We start from the raw sequence: 20084 nt of genomic DNA on the forward strand, positions 1-20084 counted from the left end.
AGTACGTATTGGAGAAACCTATTTACACGATGCACCCTATCAGCTGGGAGCCAGTGAGGATAAAAAAAATCCAGAAAAAACAATGATTGCGCTTATCAATATTTTAAAAGAAGAAATTTGTGAAAAACAAGATAAGCAACTTATTTTTCGCACTTGGGGAGCCTTTGATGTAAATTTAGAGGCTTACATGAAAGTTAGTGATGCTGTAGAGCCACATAAAAATTTAATCATTAGTATTAAGCACTGTGAAGGCGATTTTCATCGTGCAAATGCTTTTAGTAAAGTGATTGGTCAAGGGCGCCATCGTCAAATTATCGAAGTACAATCGGCTCGCGAGTACGAAGGAAAAGGGGCTTACCCTAATTACATTGCTAATGGCGTTATTGATGGTTTTGAAGAACATGCTAGTATGCCTGAAGCACAAATTAATAGCATTCAGGAATTTGTAAATACCAAACCAGAATTATATGCCGGCGTTTGGACCTGGTCTCGTGGCGGTGGATGGGATGGTCCTTATATTAAAGACGAATTGTGGTGCGATTTAAATTCTTGGGTTGTGGCACAATGGGGTCAAAATACCGACAAGTCTGAAGAATTTATTTTTAACAGATATGCTACCGAGCGTTTAAACTTAAAAGGGGATGATGTTGCTAAATTTAGAAGACTATGTTTGCTTTCTGCGGAAGCTGTTGTTAGAGGTAGAAACAGTACGTTTAGAGATATGAATCCGTGGTGGACACGCGATCAAGGAATTGCATGGCCAATGGTAGTGAAAGGTGATTTAGAACATCAGAGAAACTTAAAACAAAAAGATGAATCTATCGCGAAGTGGAAAAACATTGTGAAGTTAGCCAAAGAAATTCGTTGGGACAATGAAGCGACAAAAAATCATGCGATTGGTTCTTCTGAATATGGTTTGAAACTTTATGAAATCTATAGAACACTTATTTATATGGATGATGCTGTTACTAAAGGCGATTCAAAAGCAGTAAAAAAATGGATTAAAGCCTACGATAAAGCTTGGAAAAATTATAATAAACTCGCAGAAGAGTATAGTACAATTGCGACCCTTTATACACAAGATTATGAAAGACATATAGCAAATAATGCCGATATTAGAGTGAATAAATTGAGAGAAAATTAGATGAAATATTATAGCTACTTATTATTAGTATGTTTAGGAATTATTTCCTGTAAAGAAATTAAAACGGATGAAAATTTAGCCGACACCGAGAGGCTTACCAGTTATGTTAACACGTTTACAGGAACTGATGGCCCGGGAAATACTTATCCTGGTGCCGTAGTGCCATTTGGTATGGTGCAGTTAAGTCCAGATAACGGCTTGCCAGGTTGGGACAGAATAGCTGGTTATTTTTATCCCGATTCTACTATCGCTGGTTTTAGTCATACACATCTTTCGGGTACAGGTGCTGGCGATATGTACGATTTATTGGTTATGCCATTAAATAGCAGGTTTACTGAAAGTTTAACCCCAGAGGGTGCTTATAGGCCCTATTCTAAATTTTCACATGAAAAAGAAAAAGCAAGTCCGGGTTATTATTCGGTAGATTTATTAAGTTCTGGCATCAAGGCAGAATTAACAACCACTGCGCGCGTAGGGTTTCATCAATATACCTTTCCAAAGGATGAAAAGAGCCAAATAATTCTCGATTTAGGTTATAGTTTAAATTGGGATAAACCCATGGAAACCCAAATAACTATTGAAGATAATCAAACCATTTCAGGATTCAGGAAATCAAAAGGTTGGGCGGCGGATCAGCGTGTGTATTTCGTCATGAAGTTTTCTAAGCCATTTGATACCGCGCAATTATTTTTAGATGATAAAGAAAAGGAATCCACATCTGTCAATGGACAATTCACAAAAATTGTTGCTAATTATAAAACCGAGAATAATGATAAAGTTCAAGTAAAAGTAGCGCTATCATCGGCAAGTATTGATGGTGCCCGTAAAAGCTTAGAGGCTGAAATTCCGCATTGGGACTTCAATAAAACGGTGGAAGAAGCAGATGCTCTTTGGGAATCCTATCTTTCAAAAATTAAAATAAAAGGCACTAGAGCCCAAAAAGAATTGTTTTATACCAATTTATATCATGTGTTTTTAACGCCTTCTCTGCATAGTGATATTGATGGTGCTTATAAGGGAGCCGATGGGAATACACATATTGCAAAAGGTTATAATAAATATGATACCTTTTCGCTTTGGGATACATTTAGAGCAACGCACCCATTATATACCATCATAGCACCTAAGGAAACGGAAGATATGATTAAGTCGTTTATGTCTCATTATGATGAAACAGGCTTGCTTCCGGTGTGGTCTTTAGCGGGTAATGAAACGAATATGATGATTGGCTACCACGCCGTTCCAGTAATTGTAGATGCGTATTTTAAAGGCATTCCAATGGATGCTAAAAAAGCATTAGAAGCGTGTGTGGCTTCGGCTACCGAAAAAGGAAGGCAAATTGATACGTACATGGTGTTAGGTTACGTGCCAACTGGCGAAAATCATGAAAATTGGTCTGTTTCAAAAACCTTGGAATATGCTTATAACGATTGGTGTATTGCCCAATTAGCAAAAGCTTTAGGTGAAATGGCTATTGCACAAACTTTTTCAGAAAGAGCGAATAACTGGAAAAACCTGTACGATTCTAAATCAACATTCTTCCGACCAAAAAATAAAGAAGGAGTGTTTGAAAGTCCGTTTTCAGCTAAAGAATACACAAAAGAGTTTTGCGAAAGTAATGCATGGCAATATTTCTGGTTTGTACCTCACGATATTGATGGACTAATAAATACTTTAGGTAAGGAACAATTCACATCCAAGTTGGATTCTATGTTCACCTATTACCCAACAAAAGACGATAAATTACCAATTTTCAGTACGGGTATGATTGGGCAATACGCCCACGGAAACGAACCGAGCCACCATGTAGCCTATTTGTATAATAACATCGGGCAACCTTGGAAAACCCAGGAAATGGTTCGTAAAATCATTAAAACACAGTATAGCACGGAACCAAATGGTTATTGTGGTAATGAAGATTGTGGACAAATGTCGGCGTGGTTGGTCTTTTCTTCCATGGGGATGTATCCTATAAACCCAGCCGATGGTATTTACAGTTTAACTTCACCTTATATTGAAGAAGCTACTATAGTATTGGAAAATGGAAAGCAGTTTATTGTGACTACCGAAAATCAATCGGATGAAAATAAATACATTCAATCCATAACACTAAATGGAGCACCTTATGATAAATTAACAATTACCCACAAACAACTCGTAGCAGGAGGTCGCTTGCATTTTGTTTTAGGAAATAAACCGAATAAATAATATTAAGAATATTAGAAAGGATTAGATGATTCTAAGGAGCTAAAATTCATCTAATCCTTTCTGCTTAAAAAATATTGTAAAAAGTCATTTAAAGTTAAATAGAGTGGAACCTATTTATCAATAGAAAGTATTTCTTGTTGTTTAAAATTTTGTTTCTCAATGCTTTATGTTGTGTATGGCGACAGCTTGTAATTATTAATAACAATTTAATATTCCAAAATTAGCATTGGTTATGCTAGAAATGTTATTTAATTATAGGGTCTCGGACAAATAGAATTTTATTTTTTATTGTAGATTTACAAAAAAAAGCATGAGATGAATAAGAGTTTCTGTTTTATTATCATAAGTCTTTGCTGTAATTTTATTTTTGGGCAGTTTACAAATCTTAAGTTCGAAAACTTAAATACAGATAAAGGACTTTCAAGTAGCACCTGTTTGGAAGTTTTTCAAGACAGCCATGGCTATTTGTGGTTTGGTACAATAGATGGTCTTAATAAATTTAATGGATATGAGTTCGAAATATTCAGACCTATTATAAATGATGAAACATCCATAAGTAATAACAGAATAAATGTTATTCAGGAAGATGCTAACGGAAATTTATGGATAGGAACCAATAATGGTTTGAATTTGTATAACCGGAATACGAACTCATTTATACATGTTCCATTATATAAACAACCGATTAAATTTTTTAATCCTAAAAAGATTATCAATGCTCTTTTATATGATAAAAAAGAGAATCAACTTTGGGTAGGTACTAGTAGTGGTTTGGTTAAACTATCGTTGAATGATGATGCCAATAATATTGAAAACCTAAACCCAGTACATTATGTGTATAAATCTGGACACATTAACACTATTGATAACAACATTGTAAATGTTATTACAAAAGATAAAGAAGGCTTTATTTGGGTAGGTACTAACGGTCAGAATTTAAATAAATACATCGCTGCTTCCGATAATTTTCAAAGATTTCCAATAACAACCAAAGGTCCTTATGAATTAAACCATATCCCTAAACGGCTTTTTATTGATTCGGACAATGATTTTTGGATTGGGAACGATGCCTCCAATTTTCTTGTTTGGGATAGAAAATCAAATACTTTCGAGCATGTTTCGGTTACTAAAGAAAGCGTTCCTTTTTATGAATTTTACCAAGATTCTTCTGGAATCATCTGGATTGTAACCGATGGTAGTGGGGTTTTCCTATATAATAAAAAGGACGAATCGGTACAGCAACTAAAGCACAACCCTTTTGATCCGTTTTCCTTACCAGGGAATCAAATATCCGATGTTATAGAGGATAAAGATGGCTTTTTTTGGCTGGCAACTTATAATGAGGGCATTTGTAAGCTGGATGTAAAAAAATCGAGCTTTGGACATTATTATTATCAAAAAGGCATCCAAGATGGGTTGAATGAAAAAATAGTTCAGTCTGTTTTACAGGATTCTAAAGGTCGAATCTGGATTGGAGCTTATAATGGTGGTTTAAATTTGTTCGATGATAAAAGAGGTACATTTAAAGCTTATAGTTTTAATCCGAACAATAGTAATTCGTTAAGCTCGAACAAAATGTTATATACATTTGAAGGTAGCGATGGCGATATTTGGGTGTGTACGCTTGATGGTGGTGTAAATAAGTTTAACCCAGACACCAATTATAACATAAGATATTTACATAGCGAATATGATAAATCCTCTATAGGTCAGAATTCGGTTTGGACGGGTGTTGAAGATAAAAGCGGTAGGGTTTGGCTAGGTTTAAGAGATGAAGGATTGGATGTGTTTGATGCCAGAACCCAAAAATTTCACCATTTTAAAATAGGGGAAAATAATGCAGAAGGCTTGTTAAGTAACTTCGTTTTTTCATTATTTATCGACTCAAAGGAAAGGCTATTGGTTGGTACCTCTTTAGGCTTAAACTATATTAATCTAAAAGAACTTAATGGAAAAATTCCATCTGAAATAAAGTTTAATGAAGTTAGTATTAATGGAATTTCAGGGAATAGAATAAACTATATAACTGAAGATTATTTACATAATATTTGGTTAGGTACCGATATTGGTTTGTATAAGTTAGATGCTAATTTAAATTTATTAAAATCCTATTTTACCCAAGAAGGCTTACCTAATAACTTAGTAACGGGTATCAAAGAAGATTTATCGCATAATTTTTGGATAACAACTCGGAGTGGATTATCGTTTTTTAACCCAAAAACGAACCAATTTAAAAATTTCAATACACACGATGGTATTCAAGGTATGGAATATCAAAGTAAATCTATTGAACGCACAAAAGACGGTAGAATTATAGTTGGAGGGATAAATGGATTTAATATTTTCTACCCGAAAGATATTCTGTTTACATCTTCAGCTAAGTTGGTTCCTAGAATTTCAGGATTAAAAATTAACAATAAGAATGTTCAATTAGGCGACCGAATCAATAGAAACTTCACCCTTAACACACCGGTTTCAAAGATTGATAATATGGTATTGAAATATAATCAATCCAATTTATCATTCAATTTTATTGCTATACATTATCAAAACCAAGAGCATGTAAAATATGCTTATAAAATGGAAGGGGTTAACGACCAATATATCAACGCTGGCAATAATAGGGTGGTTAACTATTCAAATTTACAGCCAGGTACTTATGCTTTTAAAATTAAGGCTTCGGTAGATGGTGATTGGGATAATGCACCTGTATCAACCGTAAATATTACAGTAAATTCACCACCTTGGAAAACAATTTGGGCTTACATCTTATATTTTTTAGTAGCTGTAGTTTCATTGTATTATTTACAAAAGTACTACACAGAAAGAGTGAATACGGAGAAGGAACACGAGTTTGACCAAATGAAACTTGAGTTTTTTATTAATGTTTCTCATGAATTTAGAACACCATTAACTTTAATTTTAAATCCATTAGAAAAGTTAATGTCTAATTACAATGATTCGGAGGTTGTTAAAACTTCGGCAATAGCCATACAACGAAGTGCCCGTCGATTATTGTATTTAGTTAATCAGCTACTCGATTACAGAAAAATGGAGGTAGGTATGGCGCCACTTCAGTTACAAAGAGGAGATATTATTAAATTTAGTAACGATATTTTCGAGCTTTTTAAGGGGGTTGCAGCTAAAAAGGGCATAGACTACACCTTTAAATCGGGTTCAGAACAGTTGTATTCTTACTTTGATTCTGATAAAATAGAAAAAATACTAACTAATCTAATTTCTAATGCCATTAAGTTTACAGAAGGTGGTGGCGAAATTAAAGTAACTGTAGATAAGTTTAGCGAACAAGGTGGTCACCTTAGTTTTTTAAAGCAAGATAGAAAGAAACTTGGAGCCTACATTGAAATAGTTGTTGAGGACACCGGAATTGGTTTGGATAAGGAACAAATGAAAAAAATATTTTCTAGGTTTTATAACGTAGATCCAAACAAAACAGGAACCGGTATCGGGCTTAATTATACCAAAGGGTTGGTAGATATTCATGGAGGAGATATTTTTGTTGAAAGCCAATTTAATAAAGGAAGTAAGTTTGTTGTTAGAATTCCATATAGCAAAACTGCCGAATATAGTTCTGTATCCAACGTTAAGGATGAGTTTTTAATAAATTCGATGAAATCAGTGGAGTATGATTTACTTATTTCCGATGCTACGCAAACTTATGATGATAAAGTAGACGTTTCCAACAATAGAAATTTGTCAACAGTATTAATTGTAGAAGATAATAAGGAGTTAAGAGATCATTTAAAAAACGAATTAAAAACTTCATATAAAATTATAGAAGCAGTTAATGGAGAAGAAGGATTAGAAAAAGTTTTAAAACATTATCCAGATATTGTGGTTAGTGATGTTATGATGCCTAAAATGGACGGTTTTGAGCTTTGTAAACGCATAAAATCTGAATTTGAAACCTGTCACATTCCTGTAGTTTTATTAACAGCAAGAGCTTTGGAAGAAGATAGAATAGAGGGCTACAAAACAGGTGCCGATGGCTATTTAGGCAAGCCGTTTAATATTAATGTGTTAAAGGCCCGAATTGGTAATTTATTGGAGGCTAAACGTATAATAAGAGAGAAATTCTCCAAATTAGGTGCTGTAATTACGCCTAATGAGGTTACTAGTAATTCCATTGACGAAGCTTTTCTTGAAAAAACGACTAAAGTCATTTTAGATAATATTAGTGATGTGGATTTTAAATTAGAACATCTACTAAAAGAAATTGGAATTGGGCGATCTCAATTTTATAGAAAAATACAATCCATCACAGGGCAAAATCCAAGTAACTTTATACGTACTATCCGATTAAAATACGCATCAGAATTATTAATTAAGGGTAATTATACAATTAAAGAAATAACGCACATGTCTGGATTTAATTCTGCAGCATATTTTGGGAAAACCTTCCGCGAATTGTATGATATGACGCCAAGTGAATATGTAGAACAAAATAAGAATGAGGTAAGTTAAAATGTTCTAAATGTGGCTCAATTGTAGGTTGTTATGCTAAAATGGGTGTTATTTTATTCAGATTGCCTCATATTTTATAATATTATTACATAAGTAGTTTTATCCTTGTAGCTTTAGGTGATTTATACAATAGTGCACGTTTTTCGTGTGCTTTAAAATTAAAAGTTACATCATGAGATTTTTAAAAACGGTTTGTTTAACTACTTTAGTAGCTTCACTTTTTGTAGGGTGCATTGTAAAAAAGAAAGAAGCTGAAAAAACAGAAATCCAAAAAGTACTCGATCAAAGTACAGTGAAAATTAAAGAAACAACTCGTGCTTTAGCTGTACCAAACCGATTTCCAAGAAACATTCCAAAAGGTGAAGAACACTGGAAGTTAGTAGATGTTAGAGATTGGTGTAGCGGATTTTGGCCAGGCGTATTATGGTATGCTTATGAATATTCAAATGATGCCGAAATTAAAAAAGCAGCAGAGCAATTTACAGATGCGGTAAAACCTATTGCGTATTCCTCGGCTGAAGATCATGATATCGGTTTTCAAGTATATTGTAGTTATGGTAATGGCTATAGGTTAACTGGTAATCAATCTTATAAAGAAGTGATGCTGGCTGCTGCCGATACTTTGGCTACCTTGTATAATCCAATAGTAGGTGCTATTCAATCTTGGCCTTCAAAGAAAGAAATTTATCCTCACAACACCATTATTGATAACATGATGAATTTAGAGTTGCTTTTTTGGGCAGCTAAAAATGGTGAAAATAAAGAGCTTTACAAAATTGCAGAAAGCCATGCAACGGTAACCATGAAGCACATTGTAAGGCCGGATAATGCGGTGTATCATTTAGGAGAGTTTAATGATGAAACGGGTGAGTTCATTAAAGGGCATACGCATCAAGGTTATGCCGATGAATCTATGTGGGCACGTGGCCAAACTTGGGGTATATATGGTTTTGCCGTGGCCTACAGAGAAACTGGTAATAAAGATTTTTTAAATACTTCAATAATTTTAGCAGATCATTTTTTAAATAGGTTGCCAGCAGACGGTATTCCTTTTTGGGATTTTGACGACCCCAAAATACCCAATGCCCCAAAAGATGCATCAGCAGCAGCAATTGCGGCCTGTGGTATGTTAGAAATTGCTAATGTAGTAAGCGATGAAACATTGAAAACTAAGTATACCAATGCTGCGAAAAAGTTTGTTGACATTCTTTCTTCTGAAAACTATTTAAGCGGAGCGACCAATGATGCGTTATTATTACACTCAACAGGGCATCATCCCAAAGGAACTGAAATTGATGTGCCTATTATTTATGCAGATTATTATTTCATGGAAGCATTATTACGTTTAGAAAAACTAGAAGCTTCTAAAAAGCTTGCTGTTGAAACCAATTAACAAGATGTTATTATGAGAAGTTCCAAAATTATTTTTAGTCTATGTTTTCTATTAACTGTACCTCAGATTTTTTATGGGCAAACTATTCCTTATAGCATAGGTAGAATAGTAGTAAGTTCCGATGGTAATGAACACGACCATGATGATTGGGCAGCAACGCCTTTAACTTTAGCATTATTGGCAGCAAAAAATTTACAAGATAAATTAACGGTTTATACTTTTAGCGATCATATTTGGGGTAGTAATCATGATAAAAGTGATGGTAAGGAGCAAATGCTTAAAAGCGCTTTGGAAGGAAAAGAAATCTATCATTTTAAAAAGTCTAATTTTATTGAAGCAGTTCAAGACTCAACAAAGGCCATAAATGCTATCACCAAGGAGATTAATAAATCTAGCAAAAAGAATCCGTTAACCATTATTGCAGCAGGCCCTATGCAGGTGGTAGGATGCGCAATAAATAATGCAAATGCTTCAAAGTTAAAATATGTACGCATTATTTCACATTCGTCTTGGAATGATAATCATGCAGATAAGCCACATGATTGGGAACAGCATTCTGGTTGGCGATGGAAAGAAATACAAAACAAATTTGAACCAAAAGGATTAATCGTTGATAGAATTCTAGATCAAAACGGAGGTAAAGACTATGAGGGATTGAAAGCACCAATGGAATTATTTGATTGGATTAAGACATCACCAATAAGAGAAAATTCTGTAGAAAATCAAAAACAATTAGATTGGTTATATTCTAGGCAGCTAACATGTATTAAAAAAGGAGATTTCGATCCTTCTGATGCAGGTATGATTATCTATTTATTAACTGGTAAACAAAAAACACACCCTGATGATGCTAAAGCAATTATTGAGGGAGTTGTGAGATAAATTTGTTGTAGAATTCTACAGTTACGGATTTTAAAATAATAAATTTTCATAATGAAATGCTTTTTGATAAGTTGAAGACACATAACAGTAAGAATGGTTATGTGTTTTTTTATGTGCTATCCTGTCTTAAAGATGTAGAAATGCTGTTGTAATATAATGAGGTCTTTTAAAAAAGAAAATCAAAATGAATAAAAACAAATCAAAATTCGATAAAATCACAAAGTATCTTTTTTTAGCTGTCTTTTTTAGTGTTACATGGGTGGCATCTTTCGCCAACTCCTATGAGAACGAAAGTATATTAAGTAGCGGATTGCAAACTAAGGTGGCAAAAGCAAATGAGGCAATAGTTTACACTTTTCAATTAAAAAATTCTTTTGAAACTTCAGTTACTTACTATTTAAGTATCAAAAACCCACGTGAATTGGCATGTAGTAACAGCTTAAGCATATCAAAAATAACTATAAAGCCTAACGAAGTTTACAGTGGTACACTTTCTGTAATTGTAAGTGATAGAATACCTGTAGGAGGTCATGAAGCTAGCGTACTTGTGGTGAATGATAAAGATGGAAATCAATTAGATGCTTTAGAATTCATATCAGTTAGAAGTAAGCCACATCCATTTTTATTAGTAAATAATACTGTTTTTGAAGAGGCAAAGCAAAAGATAGCACAATATGATTGGGCAAAGCAAAATTTAATAAAAATGTTAAATGAACTTGATGGTTTCGAGTTCCCAGAGCGTAAAATTGTTACAAAGCCACGGCCTACAAAAGTCTGGTCTAGTTTAAATTATAGCGCAAGTGATGGTGAAAAAGCCTTTCAAATGGCATTGGCTTATAAATTAACTGGTAAAGTAGCATACAAAAACAAAGTCATTGCATTAATTAAAGAGGTGTGCGATAAAGAAGAAGGATATTTATCTATAGGAGCTGCAACAAATGGCGTACAGGTGCATGAAGGTAACTTTTTTTTGTTCCTTTCTGCTGCTTGTGATATTGTTTTTAATGAACCTGAATTCTCTAAATCAGATAAAGATAACATAGAGGTTACCTTCCGTTATTATTTAGAATTGAATAAAAAACATATGGATGGTTTAGGAATTATGAATCACCAAGCTAGTGCTAATGCGGGAGCTATTTTTGTTGCGCTGTTTTTACAAGATATTCCGGAATTAGAATATTTAATAGAAGCTGATGGCGGAATGGCCGATCAAATAGGTAAGGGGGTTATGGCAGATGGATGGTGGTTTGAAGGCACGGGAAATTATTGCTATTTAGTGGTGCAACGTTATGCCTTGGTGGCGCAGGCTTTTAAAAATTATGGATTGGATTTATACCACAGACGTTTCCCTACCAAATTTAAAAGTAAAGATTTTGACAACGTGAAAGAAGGTTTTACGGGTATGAAGTTTGATAACTGGGGGCCAACGGGGAAAAATACGAGAGGTTTAGAGGATATGGTATTTCCCTACATTCCGTTCATGGATGAAAATGCATATTTGGTATCTACCAACGATTCCAATTTAAAGGAACCGGATGAATTTTATGAATTGGCTTATCGAGAATATAAAAATACCGATTTAGCATGGGTAATTAGTAAAACAAAACGCGATTCGTGGGTGTCTTTAATGTATGGAGTTCCGGAATTACCGAAAATGGAAGACCCAAGAACAGGATCGGCTTATGCGCCAAATGTTGGTTTGGTGGCTTTACGATCGCAGGCTGAAGTTAAATCACCAGAAAACCAAATTCAAGCCTATGTTAAATATGGGACACATGGTGGTTGGCACGGGCAGTTTGATAGAGCCAGTTTAGTCGCTTTAGACCGTTTTGGCTATAAATATTTTGGTAGTGAAATGGTATGGTTTGGTTACGGAAATCCTGGGTATAAAGAATGCGTGCAAACATCGGCAACTCATAATATGGTTGTGGTAGATGAATTACAGCAAGAGGCAGTACCTTCAGAGCAATTGTTATTTTATAAAGGTGATATTATGCAGGCCTCAGTGGTAGAAACCAATGCTAGGTGGCGAAAAATTCCGATTTGGAATGCCGATAAGTTTCCGCCTTGGGATGATAGTGATTACGCCCCTAACTTTAAACCCATTCAACAAAGACGGATATCAATTGTGACTGATGATTATGTAATTATAGCCGATTATATGAAATCCGAACAAAACCATAATTACGATTGGCTAATTCATCCTGTTGGATTTACCAATATAGAAGGTGCAAAAAAGAAGGGTACTGTTTTAGAAAAGTTAAGTTCAGCTAATGATTCGCCTTATAAATATTTTGAAAACGCCCAATGGCACACCACATTAAAAGGAACAAAAGTTCAGTTCAATGACAATGGAATGAAGCTGGATGTTCACACACTTTGGCCTAAAAAAGCAGAGGTTTTAATATGTAATTACCCGAATGGTGGCAAACAACGAGATATCAGAAATAATCCAGATAGAAACACCTATGGTGTTCGAGTAAACGAAAAAGAAACTCAATTTTTAAATGTAATAGAACCTTATAAGGGTGAAAGTCGAATTTCAAAAATAGAATCTAAGAATTCAAACGAATTACATGTGTTCCTAAAAGATGGACGAAAACAATCAATTGAAATTTTAAACATAAAGGATGAAACTATTCAAATTCTTATTAAAGAGTTTTTAAATGGTAAACTAACTAAATCTGAACAAACAGAAATTAGGTCTTAAAAATAATGATTTTGAATCTGCTTTTCTAAATATCAATACTTAGAGTTTTTATCAAAAAAAACAAAAAAAATTAATGAGTGAATAGGGTTGCATAATAAAAACAGGGGTTTGAATATAAAAAGGGTATTAATTTATTAAAAATGATTCATAGTTTATATCAAAAAAAAGGAAGTGTTTATATAATTGCAGAGTAATATGTGTCTACAATCTAGATATGTGTTTTTTAAAAATTTGTAAAACAAAACAAAAAAATTATATGAGAATTTTTAAACTTACTTCAGTGATTATATGTGTGGCGTTTCTGTTATCTTGTAATAATCAAAGCAAAAAAACTGGTGAAAATACCGCTATGGGAATCACAAAAACAAATGAAGAAGTTGTGCTTGATAAAAGTGTTGCCAAGCTAAAAGAGGTTGTAGAAAGTTTAAAGTATGCTGATAGTTTTCCTAGAAATATCACAAAAGGTGAAAAAGAATGGAATTTAGTAGGTGTTAGAGATTGGTGTTCTGGTTTTTGGCCAGGTGTTCTTTGGTATGCATACGAATACTCTGGTGATGCGGCATTAAAAGCAGGGGCAGAAAAATTCACGGAACCATTAAAAACCATTGCTTATACACCGGCTGATAATCATGATGTTGGTTTTATGGTATACTGTAGTTATGGTAATGGTTACAGACTTACAGGAAATGAAGAGTATAAAAAAGTATTACTATCAGCTGCAGATACATTAGCAACGCTATACCACCCTAAAGCGGGTACCATTTTGTCTTGGCCAGAAATGAAACATAAATTCCAACACAATACCATAATTGATAATATGATGAATTTAGAGCTTCTTTTTTGGGCTGCTAAAAATGGTGGTGATAAAAAATTATATGATATAGCTGTGAGTCATGCAGATGTTTCAATGAAACGTTTGGTGCGTCCTGATTATTCCATTTTTCATGTAACTTGTTTTGATGATAAAACAGGTGAGTTTATTGAAGGAAAAACCCATCAGGGATATGCGGATGATTCTATGTGGGCTAGAGGTCAAGGTTGGGGAATATATGGTTTTGCAATGTCGTATCGCGAAACAGGTAAAGCGGATTATTTGACAACAGCTCAAAAATTAGCCGATCATTTTATAGCTCGTTTACCAGAAGATGGTATTCCTTATTGGGATTTTGATGATCCAGCAATTCCGAATGCACCAAAAGATGCTTCTGCAGCGGGCGTTGTAGCTTGTGGTATGTTGGAGCTGTCTGAGCAATTAAAAGATGAAAAATTAAAAGAAAAGTATTTAAATGCAGCAAAAGAACTCATTGCACGTTTAAGCTCGGATGATTATTTCAGCGGAGATACTAATGATGCACTTTTGTTACATTCTACAGGACATTATCCTAATAATTCTGAAATAGATGTGCCTATTATTTATGCCGATTATTACTTTATGGAGGCATTGTTAAGATTAAAAAAAATTGAAGCTAAAAAGTTAGAGAGTTAGTTTGTTATTTTAGTTAGTTTGTGAAACTATGTTTCATTATTGAAGAAGCCCTTTAAATTGTGAGTTAAAGGGCTTTTTTTTGTGTGTTAATTAATCTATAAATTTTTTTAATCTCTGCTTCTAACTTGTATTTCAAAAGCTAGAATAATCAAATGATGTATAGAGTATGTTTTATCCATGTAATTGTAAAATATAAGGATAGAACCATAATTTAGTTGACGTTTTCACTCAAATCCATTTAATTGTTTAAGATAAAATTAAATATAAAACAACATGAACTATAACTAAAAAAAGATTGAAATTTATCACTACCATTGAGATAGTATTCCATATTAACCACAACTCTAAGTTATTTACAATCAAAAAAATTATTTATGGCCATTACCAATAAACGAAACTGTTATAAACACAAACTTAAAACAAAATCCAGGTTGGAATTAGATTAGAAATGAAGTATTAATTATTTTGATTTAATCATTCACTCTAAAAGCAGTTATAGAAAATCTATAACTGCTTTTTTTTAATAAAATTTTATATAAAACACTCCAATAATATAAACTTCAATAAATGAACTATAGTTTATATGAAATGACTTATAATTTATATTGAATAACAGTAATAGTTTTTAAAATTGTAATGGCTAAGGTTTAAGTTGCAAATCGACGGAAATCGACGCTTTGTTAAGTCGCAATTTTAGAAGAGCAAAATAAAATTATAGTATGAAAAGAATAATTTTGGGGAGTTTAGTGGTTTTGGTTTTTGGTTCAGCATACGCACAAAAAGTGGTAAAACCTGAATTGTCAAAAACAAAAGAGATTACAGATGAAGAACGCATGGCATGGTGGGAAGAAGCGCGCTTTGGTATGTTTATCCATTGGGGAATTTACACCGTTCCGGCAGGTTTTTACAAAGGCGAAGCACAAACCAACAGTGCCGAATGGATTATGAACAAAGGGAAAATCCCTATAGCAGAATATGAAAAATTCGCTAAAGAATTCAACCCGACAAAATTCAACGCAAAAGAGTTTGTTGCCTTGGCGAAACTAGCGGGTATGAAATATATGGTTATTACGGCAAAGCATCATGATGGTTTTTCCATGTTCGATTCTAAGGCAACCGATTATAATATTGTTGATGCAACACCTTTTAAACGCGATGTGTTGAAAGAATTGGCAAAGGAATGTCAGGAACAAGGTATTAAATTTGGGTTTTATTACTCGCAAGCCCAAGATTGGCATCATCCAGGCGGTTTAGGAAATACTTGGGATAAAGACTTGAAACGTGTAAGCAGCGATGAGTATGTTTACGAAAAAGCACTACCAGAGGTAAAACAGCTGCTAACAGAATACGGACCCATAGCCATTTTTTGGTGGGATACACCTAGAGCTATGACCAAATCAGTTGTTGATAGTTTACATCATATCACCACAGCACTTCAGCCTAGAATAATAACAAACGATCGTTTAGGTGATGATTATCCAGGCGACCATAAAACTTTTGAGAGAAACGGACCTAGATACCAACCTGAAGCTAAATATTGGGAGTTATGTAAGCCAATTAGTGGAAGTTGGGGTTACCGCAGCGATGACAATAATTTTAATTCAGTTCAAACTTTAATCCGTGATTTAATTAATCAAAGTAGTAAGGGAGGTAACTTTCTGCTTAATGTAAGTCCAACACATGAAGGTACGTTAAGATCTGAGGCTACCGATCGTTTAAAAGCTATAGGCACTTGGATGAATAAAAACAGTGAAGCTATTTATGGTACGCAAGCAAGTCCAACAAGCACAGAGCCTAGTTGGGGTAGAATAACAATGAAGACAATAGATGACAAAGGCTTATTGTATTTGCATGTATTTGATTGGGAAGATGGCGCTTCACTACCAATAAGACTTAATAATAATGTAGAAGCATGTTATTTGCTTACCGATAAAGCCAGAACTTTTAAAACAAGTGCGTTTGAAGATGGTATTCAGGTGCATTTAACAGGAGAAGCACCAGATGCAGTGGTATCCGTAATTGTATTAAAATTAAAGGAAATGCCTAATGCATTACCGCAAAAACCATTAGGTCAGGATGAAACTGGAGTAGTTATATTACCAGCCGTTAGAGCACAATATGAAAATTTACAAGGCCCAGGAGCCATGTATGACGATCATTTGGATTGTGTAGGAAGTTGGGATAGTGAAACAGCCAGAGTATATTGGGCTTTTGAGGTTGAAAAACCAGGTGAATTTAATATTGTGGCAAGCTATTCTGGAGATAAGGAAACCACTATAAATGTGACAATGAATGGTGTTTCAAAAACTGTAATCATTCCTGCTAGTGGCGATAATCCTAAAAGATTTAAGAATGTTGATCTAGGAAATTTCAGTATTGATAAAGCCGGAAAACAAGAGTTTTCTTTAATGCCTGTGGCCGGAAAATGGAACATGCTTAATTTGAAAGAAGTAAAAATTCAACCAGTTAAAAACTAGTTATATGAAGCATATTATGCTTTTATTTATTGTAAGTATAGTATCCGCATGTCAGGCGCAAAATGCTATTTTCAATAATTTAAAAGAAGCACCCATTAACGGTGGTCTTCAAATGAAAGATTATTGGGTTTGGGGCAGTTCGGTAATTAAAGGTGACGATGGTAAATACCACATGTATGCATCACGTTGGCCTAAAATGTTGCCGTTTCATCCTGGTTGGATGATTGCTTCAGAAGTAGTACACGCTGTTTCAAATACACCTGAAGGTCCTTACAGCTTTGAAGATGTTGCTTTAGGAAATCGAGGTGCTCAATTTTGGGACGGACGTTCATGTCACAATCCTAAAATCGTAAAATATAAAGATACCTACATTTTGTATTACATGGGGTCTACCCATCCTTTTGAAGATGTTACCAGTGAAAATTTAAGTGATTTCAATTTATCAAGTAAATGGTGTATTGCTGCCAGATGGGGAAAACGTATTGGGATTGCCACGTCTAAAAGTCCGTATGGACCATGGGAACGACAAGATGCGCCCATTTTAGATGTAAAGCCAAATTCCTATTATAGTTTTTTAACTTCCAATCCCTCACCTTTAATAAAGGAAGATGGTTCGGTAGTTTTATTGTTTAAAGGAAGAAGTTATAAAGAAGATGGTATTTCAAATAGTGATATGAGCATTGGCGTCGCTACGGCACCTTCTTACAATGGAAAGTATACAGTAGTTGGTGATGAACCATTATTTTCGATGGAGCGTTTTGGCGAAGTGGAAGATCCACATTTGTGGAGCGATAACGAAGGGTATCATATGATAGCTAAAGACCAACGAGGCCTAATAACAGGGAATGCGGGCGATGGATTGTTAGCACATTCCAAAGATGGTATTAATTGGGTGGTTGATAATAGTCCAAAAGCATATACCAAAACTGTTAAATGGAACAATGGCAAAACAATTAAACAAGGACAATTAGAACGCCCATTTGTTTTTGTTGAAAACGGAAAACCAACTCATATTTTTTTCGCAACCATGGATGGCCCTGGAGGGTTTGGAAATGGTACAAAAACTTGGAATATGGTAATTCCTCTAAAAGATTAATTTAAAATTTAAACGAAATATTTTAACACAGTAAATACACAAGCTAGAATGAATAAAAAAATATTATTATGGTCTATTACTGCAGCACTTGCAGGTTTTTTATTTGGATTTGACGTGGTTGTTATCTCCGGTGCCGATAAAAAATTACAAGCTATTTGGGAGTCTACCGACGCTTTTCATGGTATGGTAGTTATGGGAGCAGCACTTTGGGGTACTGTAATTGGTGCTATATTTGGAGGAGTACCAACAAATACATACGGACGTAAAAACACTTTAATTGTTATTGGTGTTTTATTTGCGGTATCGGCAATAGGCTCTGCTTTTGCTAACGATCCTTATGTGTTTGCTTTTGCACGTTTTATAGGTGGTCTTGGGGTTGGAGCATCAACTATTGCAGCACCTGCATACATCTCTGAAATCGCACCTGCTAAAGATAGAGGTCGTTTGGTTGCTATGTATCAATTTAATATTGTATTTGGTATCATGATAGCTTTTTTGTCTAATTACCTATTAAGTGGAATAGGAGAAAACGCATGGCGATGGATGCTTGGCGTAGAAGCTATTCCTGCGGTATTATATATTCTATTTGCTTTAAAAGTTCCAAAAAGTCCGAGATGGTTATTGTCAAAAGGTAGAGTAAGTGAAGCAAGAGAAGTCTTAAAAATAATTGATCCAGACATAGATGTTGATGAACAAATTAAAGAATTTAATGCTCATTCTGATAAAAGTGATAAGACTGAAACTATCTTCATAAAAAAATATAGATTTCCATTAATGTTAGCATTTTTAATCGCTTTTTTCAATCAATTATCGGGGATAAATGCCTTTTTATATTATGCACCACGTATTTTTGAAGAAGCAGGTTTGGGAGAAAGTACAGCCTTGCTAAGTAGTATTGGTATTGGTGTTACTAATCTTATTTTTACTCTATTAGGTGTATTTTTAATTGATAAATTGGGAAGAAAAACACTCATGTATATTGGTTCTATAGGTTATATCATTTCTTTAGGATTAGTGTCTGCGGCATTTTTCTTAGGTTGGACAGGAATGGCCGTTCCAGTATTCTTGTTCCTATTCATTGCAGCACATGCCGTTGGTCAAGGTGCTGTTATTTGGGTGTTTATTTCTGAAATATTTCCGAATCATTTACGAGCATCAGGACAAGCCTTCGGGAGTTCTACACATTGGGTTTTAGCGGCAATCATTCCGTCTTCAATACCATTTTTGTTTAATCACCCCATGATTGGTCCTGGTGTTGTATTTCTTGTATTTGCAGGAATGATGGTGTTACAATTATTGTTCGTGGCCTTTATGATGCCTGAAACTAAAGGGAAAACATTAGAGGAACTAGAAGATATTATTCTAAAGAAAAAATAAAAATAACTACATGAATAAATTCATTGGTTTTATTGGTGTTTTCTGTTTGACGCTTTCACTATACGCATCAAAAGTTGATACTCTTGTGGTGTACAGTGAAGTGATGAATAAAAACATCAAGAATGTTGTAATTACGCCCGATTCTTACAAAAAAAACGGTGATGCTTTTCCGGTGGTGTATTTACTTCATGGGGCTGGTGGCGATCATAAAGCATGGTTAGGTAAGGCGCCTGATATTAAAACGTATGCAGATCAATATAATGTAATTTTGGTATGTCCGGATGGCCACAAAACAAGTTGGTATTTTGATAGTCCTATTGATAAAACCATGCAATATGAAACCTACTTTTCAAAAGAATTAGTTTCAGCCATAGACAAAAATTACAACACCAAAGCTGATAATAAACACCGTGCCATTACGGGCTATAGCATGGGAGGTCATGGAGCATTATACCTTGCTTTTAAACATAATGATGTCTGGGGTGTTGCAGCTAGTATGAGTGGAGGTGTGGATATAACGGGGTTTGCTTTACAATGGGATATTGCTAAAAGATTAGGCGTATATGCTGAAAATCCTGAAAATTGGAGGAATAATACCGTCATCAATTTAGTGCATTTGTTAAACGGGAAAAACCTAAAATTTATGTTTGATTGTGGTACAGACGACTTTTTTTATAACTCCAATGTTCGGCTTCATAATAAACTTTTAGAACACAATATTCCGCACGATTATATCGAGCGTCCTGGTGGTCATACCAATGCCTATTGGAGTAATTCCATAAAATATCAAATGCTTTTTTTTAAAGAATTTTTTAAAGAATAATTA

General features: G+C 34.3%; 12 protein-coding genes. All 12 read left to right on the forward strand.

The window, feature by feature from the left end; genetic code table 11:
• The coding region (locus tag ABYI63_RS14815) for a hypothetical protein (protein WP_372757394.1) at positions 1 to 1144 on the forward strand (1144 nt) is incomplete at its 5' end.
• Entirely contained in the window at positions 1145 to 3352 is a 2208-nt protein-coding gene (locus ABYI63_RS14820) for a GH92 family glycosyl hydrolase (RefSeq protein WP_372757396.1), read from the forward strand.
• Positions 3353 to 3667: 315 nt separating this feature from the next.
• Complete coding sequence (locus ABYI63_RS14825; RefSeq protein WP_372757397.1) at positions 3668 to 7837, forward strand: two-component regulator propeller domain-containing protein; 4170 nt, start codon at positions 3668 to 3670, stop codon at positions 7835 to 7837.
• 172 nt (positions 7838 to 8009) lie between these two features.
• Positions 8010 to 9230: a glycoside hydrolase family 88 protein gene (locus ABYI63_RS14830; protein WP_372757399.1), complete on the forward strand. Its 1221-nt coding sequence runs from the start codon at positions 8010 to 8012 to the stop codon at positions 9228 to 9230.
• Positions 9231 to 9242: 12 nt separating this feature from the next.
• Positions 9243 to 10112: a hypothetical protein gene (locus ABYI63_RS14835; RefSeq protein ID WP_372757401.1), complete on the forward strand. Its 870-nt coding sequence runs from the start codon at positions 9243 to 9245 to the stop codon at positions 10110 to 10112.
• Positions 10113 to 10296: 184 nt separating this feature from the next.
• Positions 10297 to 12822, forward strand: coding sequence for a hypothetical protein (locus ABYI63_RS14840; protein WP_372757403.1), 2526 nt, complete (start codon positions 10297 to 10299; stop codon positions 12820 to 12822).
• A 256-nt stretch (positions 12823 to 13078) separates the two neighbouring features.
• Positions 13079 to 14308 carry a glycoside hydrolase family 88 protein gene (locus tag ABYI63_RS14845; protein ID WP_372757406.1) on the forward strand — a complete coding sequence of 410 codons (1230 nt, stop codon included), beginning with the start codon at positions 13079 to 13081 and terminating at the stop codon, positions 14306 to 14308.
• Positions 14309 to 14659: 351 nt separating this feature from the next.
• Positions 14660 to 14749, forward strand: coding sequence for a hypothetical protein (locus ABYI63_RS14850; RefSeq protein ID WP_372757416.1), 90 nt, complete (start codon positions 14660 to 14662; stop codon positions 14747 to 14749).
• Between the two features lie 278 nt (positions 14750 to 15027).
• Positions 15028 to 16785, forward strand: coding sequence for an alpha-L-fucosidase (locus ABYI63_RS14855; protein WP_372757407.1), 1758 nt, complete (start codon positions 15028 to 15030; stop codon positions 16783 to 16785).
• A 4-nt stretch (positions 16786 to 16789) separates the two neighbouring features.
• Complete coding sequence (locus ABYI63_RS14860; RefSeq protein WP_372757409.1) at positions 16790 to 17881, forward strand: glycoside hydrolase family protein; 1092 nt, start codon at positions 16790 to 16792, stop codon at positions 17879 to 17881.
• 48 nt (positions 17882 to 17929) lie between these two features.
• Complete coding sequence (locus tag ABYI63_RS14865; RefSeq protein ID WP_372757410.1) at positions 17930 to 19258, forward strand: sugar porter family MFS transporter; 1329 nt, start codon at positions 17930 to 17932, stop codon at positions 19256 to 19258.
• Between the two features lie 10 nt (positions 19259 to 19268).
• Positions 19269 to 20081: an alpha/beta hydrolase gene (locus tag ABYI63_RS14870; RefSeq protein ID WP_372757411.1), complete on the forward strand. Its 813-nt coding sequence runs from the start codon at positions 19269 to 19271 to the stop codon at positions 20079 to 20081.
• Positions 20082 to 20084: the final 3 nt, after the last annotated feature.

It is taken from the genome of Mariniflexile sp. (assembly GCF_041583155.1).
Taxonomy (GTDB): domain Bacteria; phylum Bacteroidota; class Bacteroidia; order Flavobacteriales; family Flavobacteriaceae; genus Mariniflexile.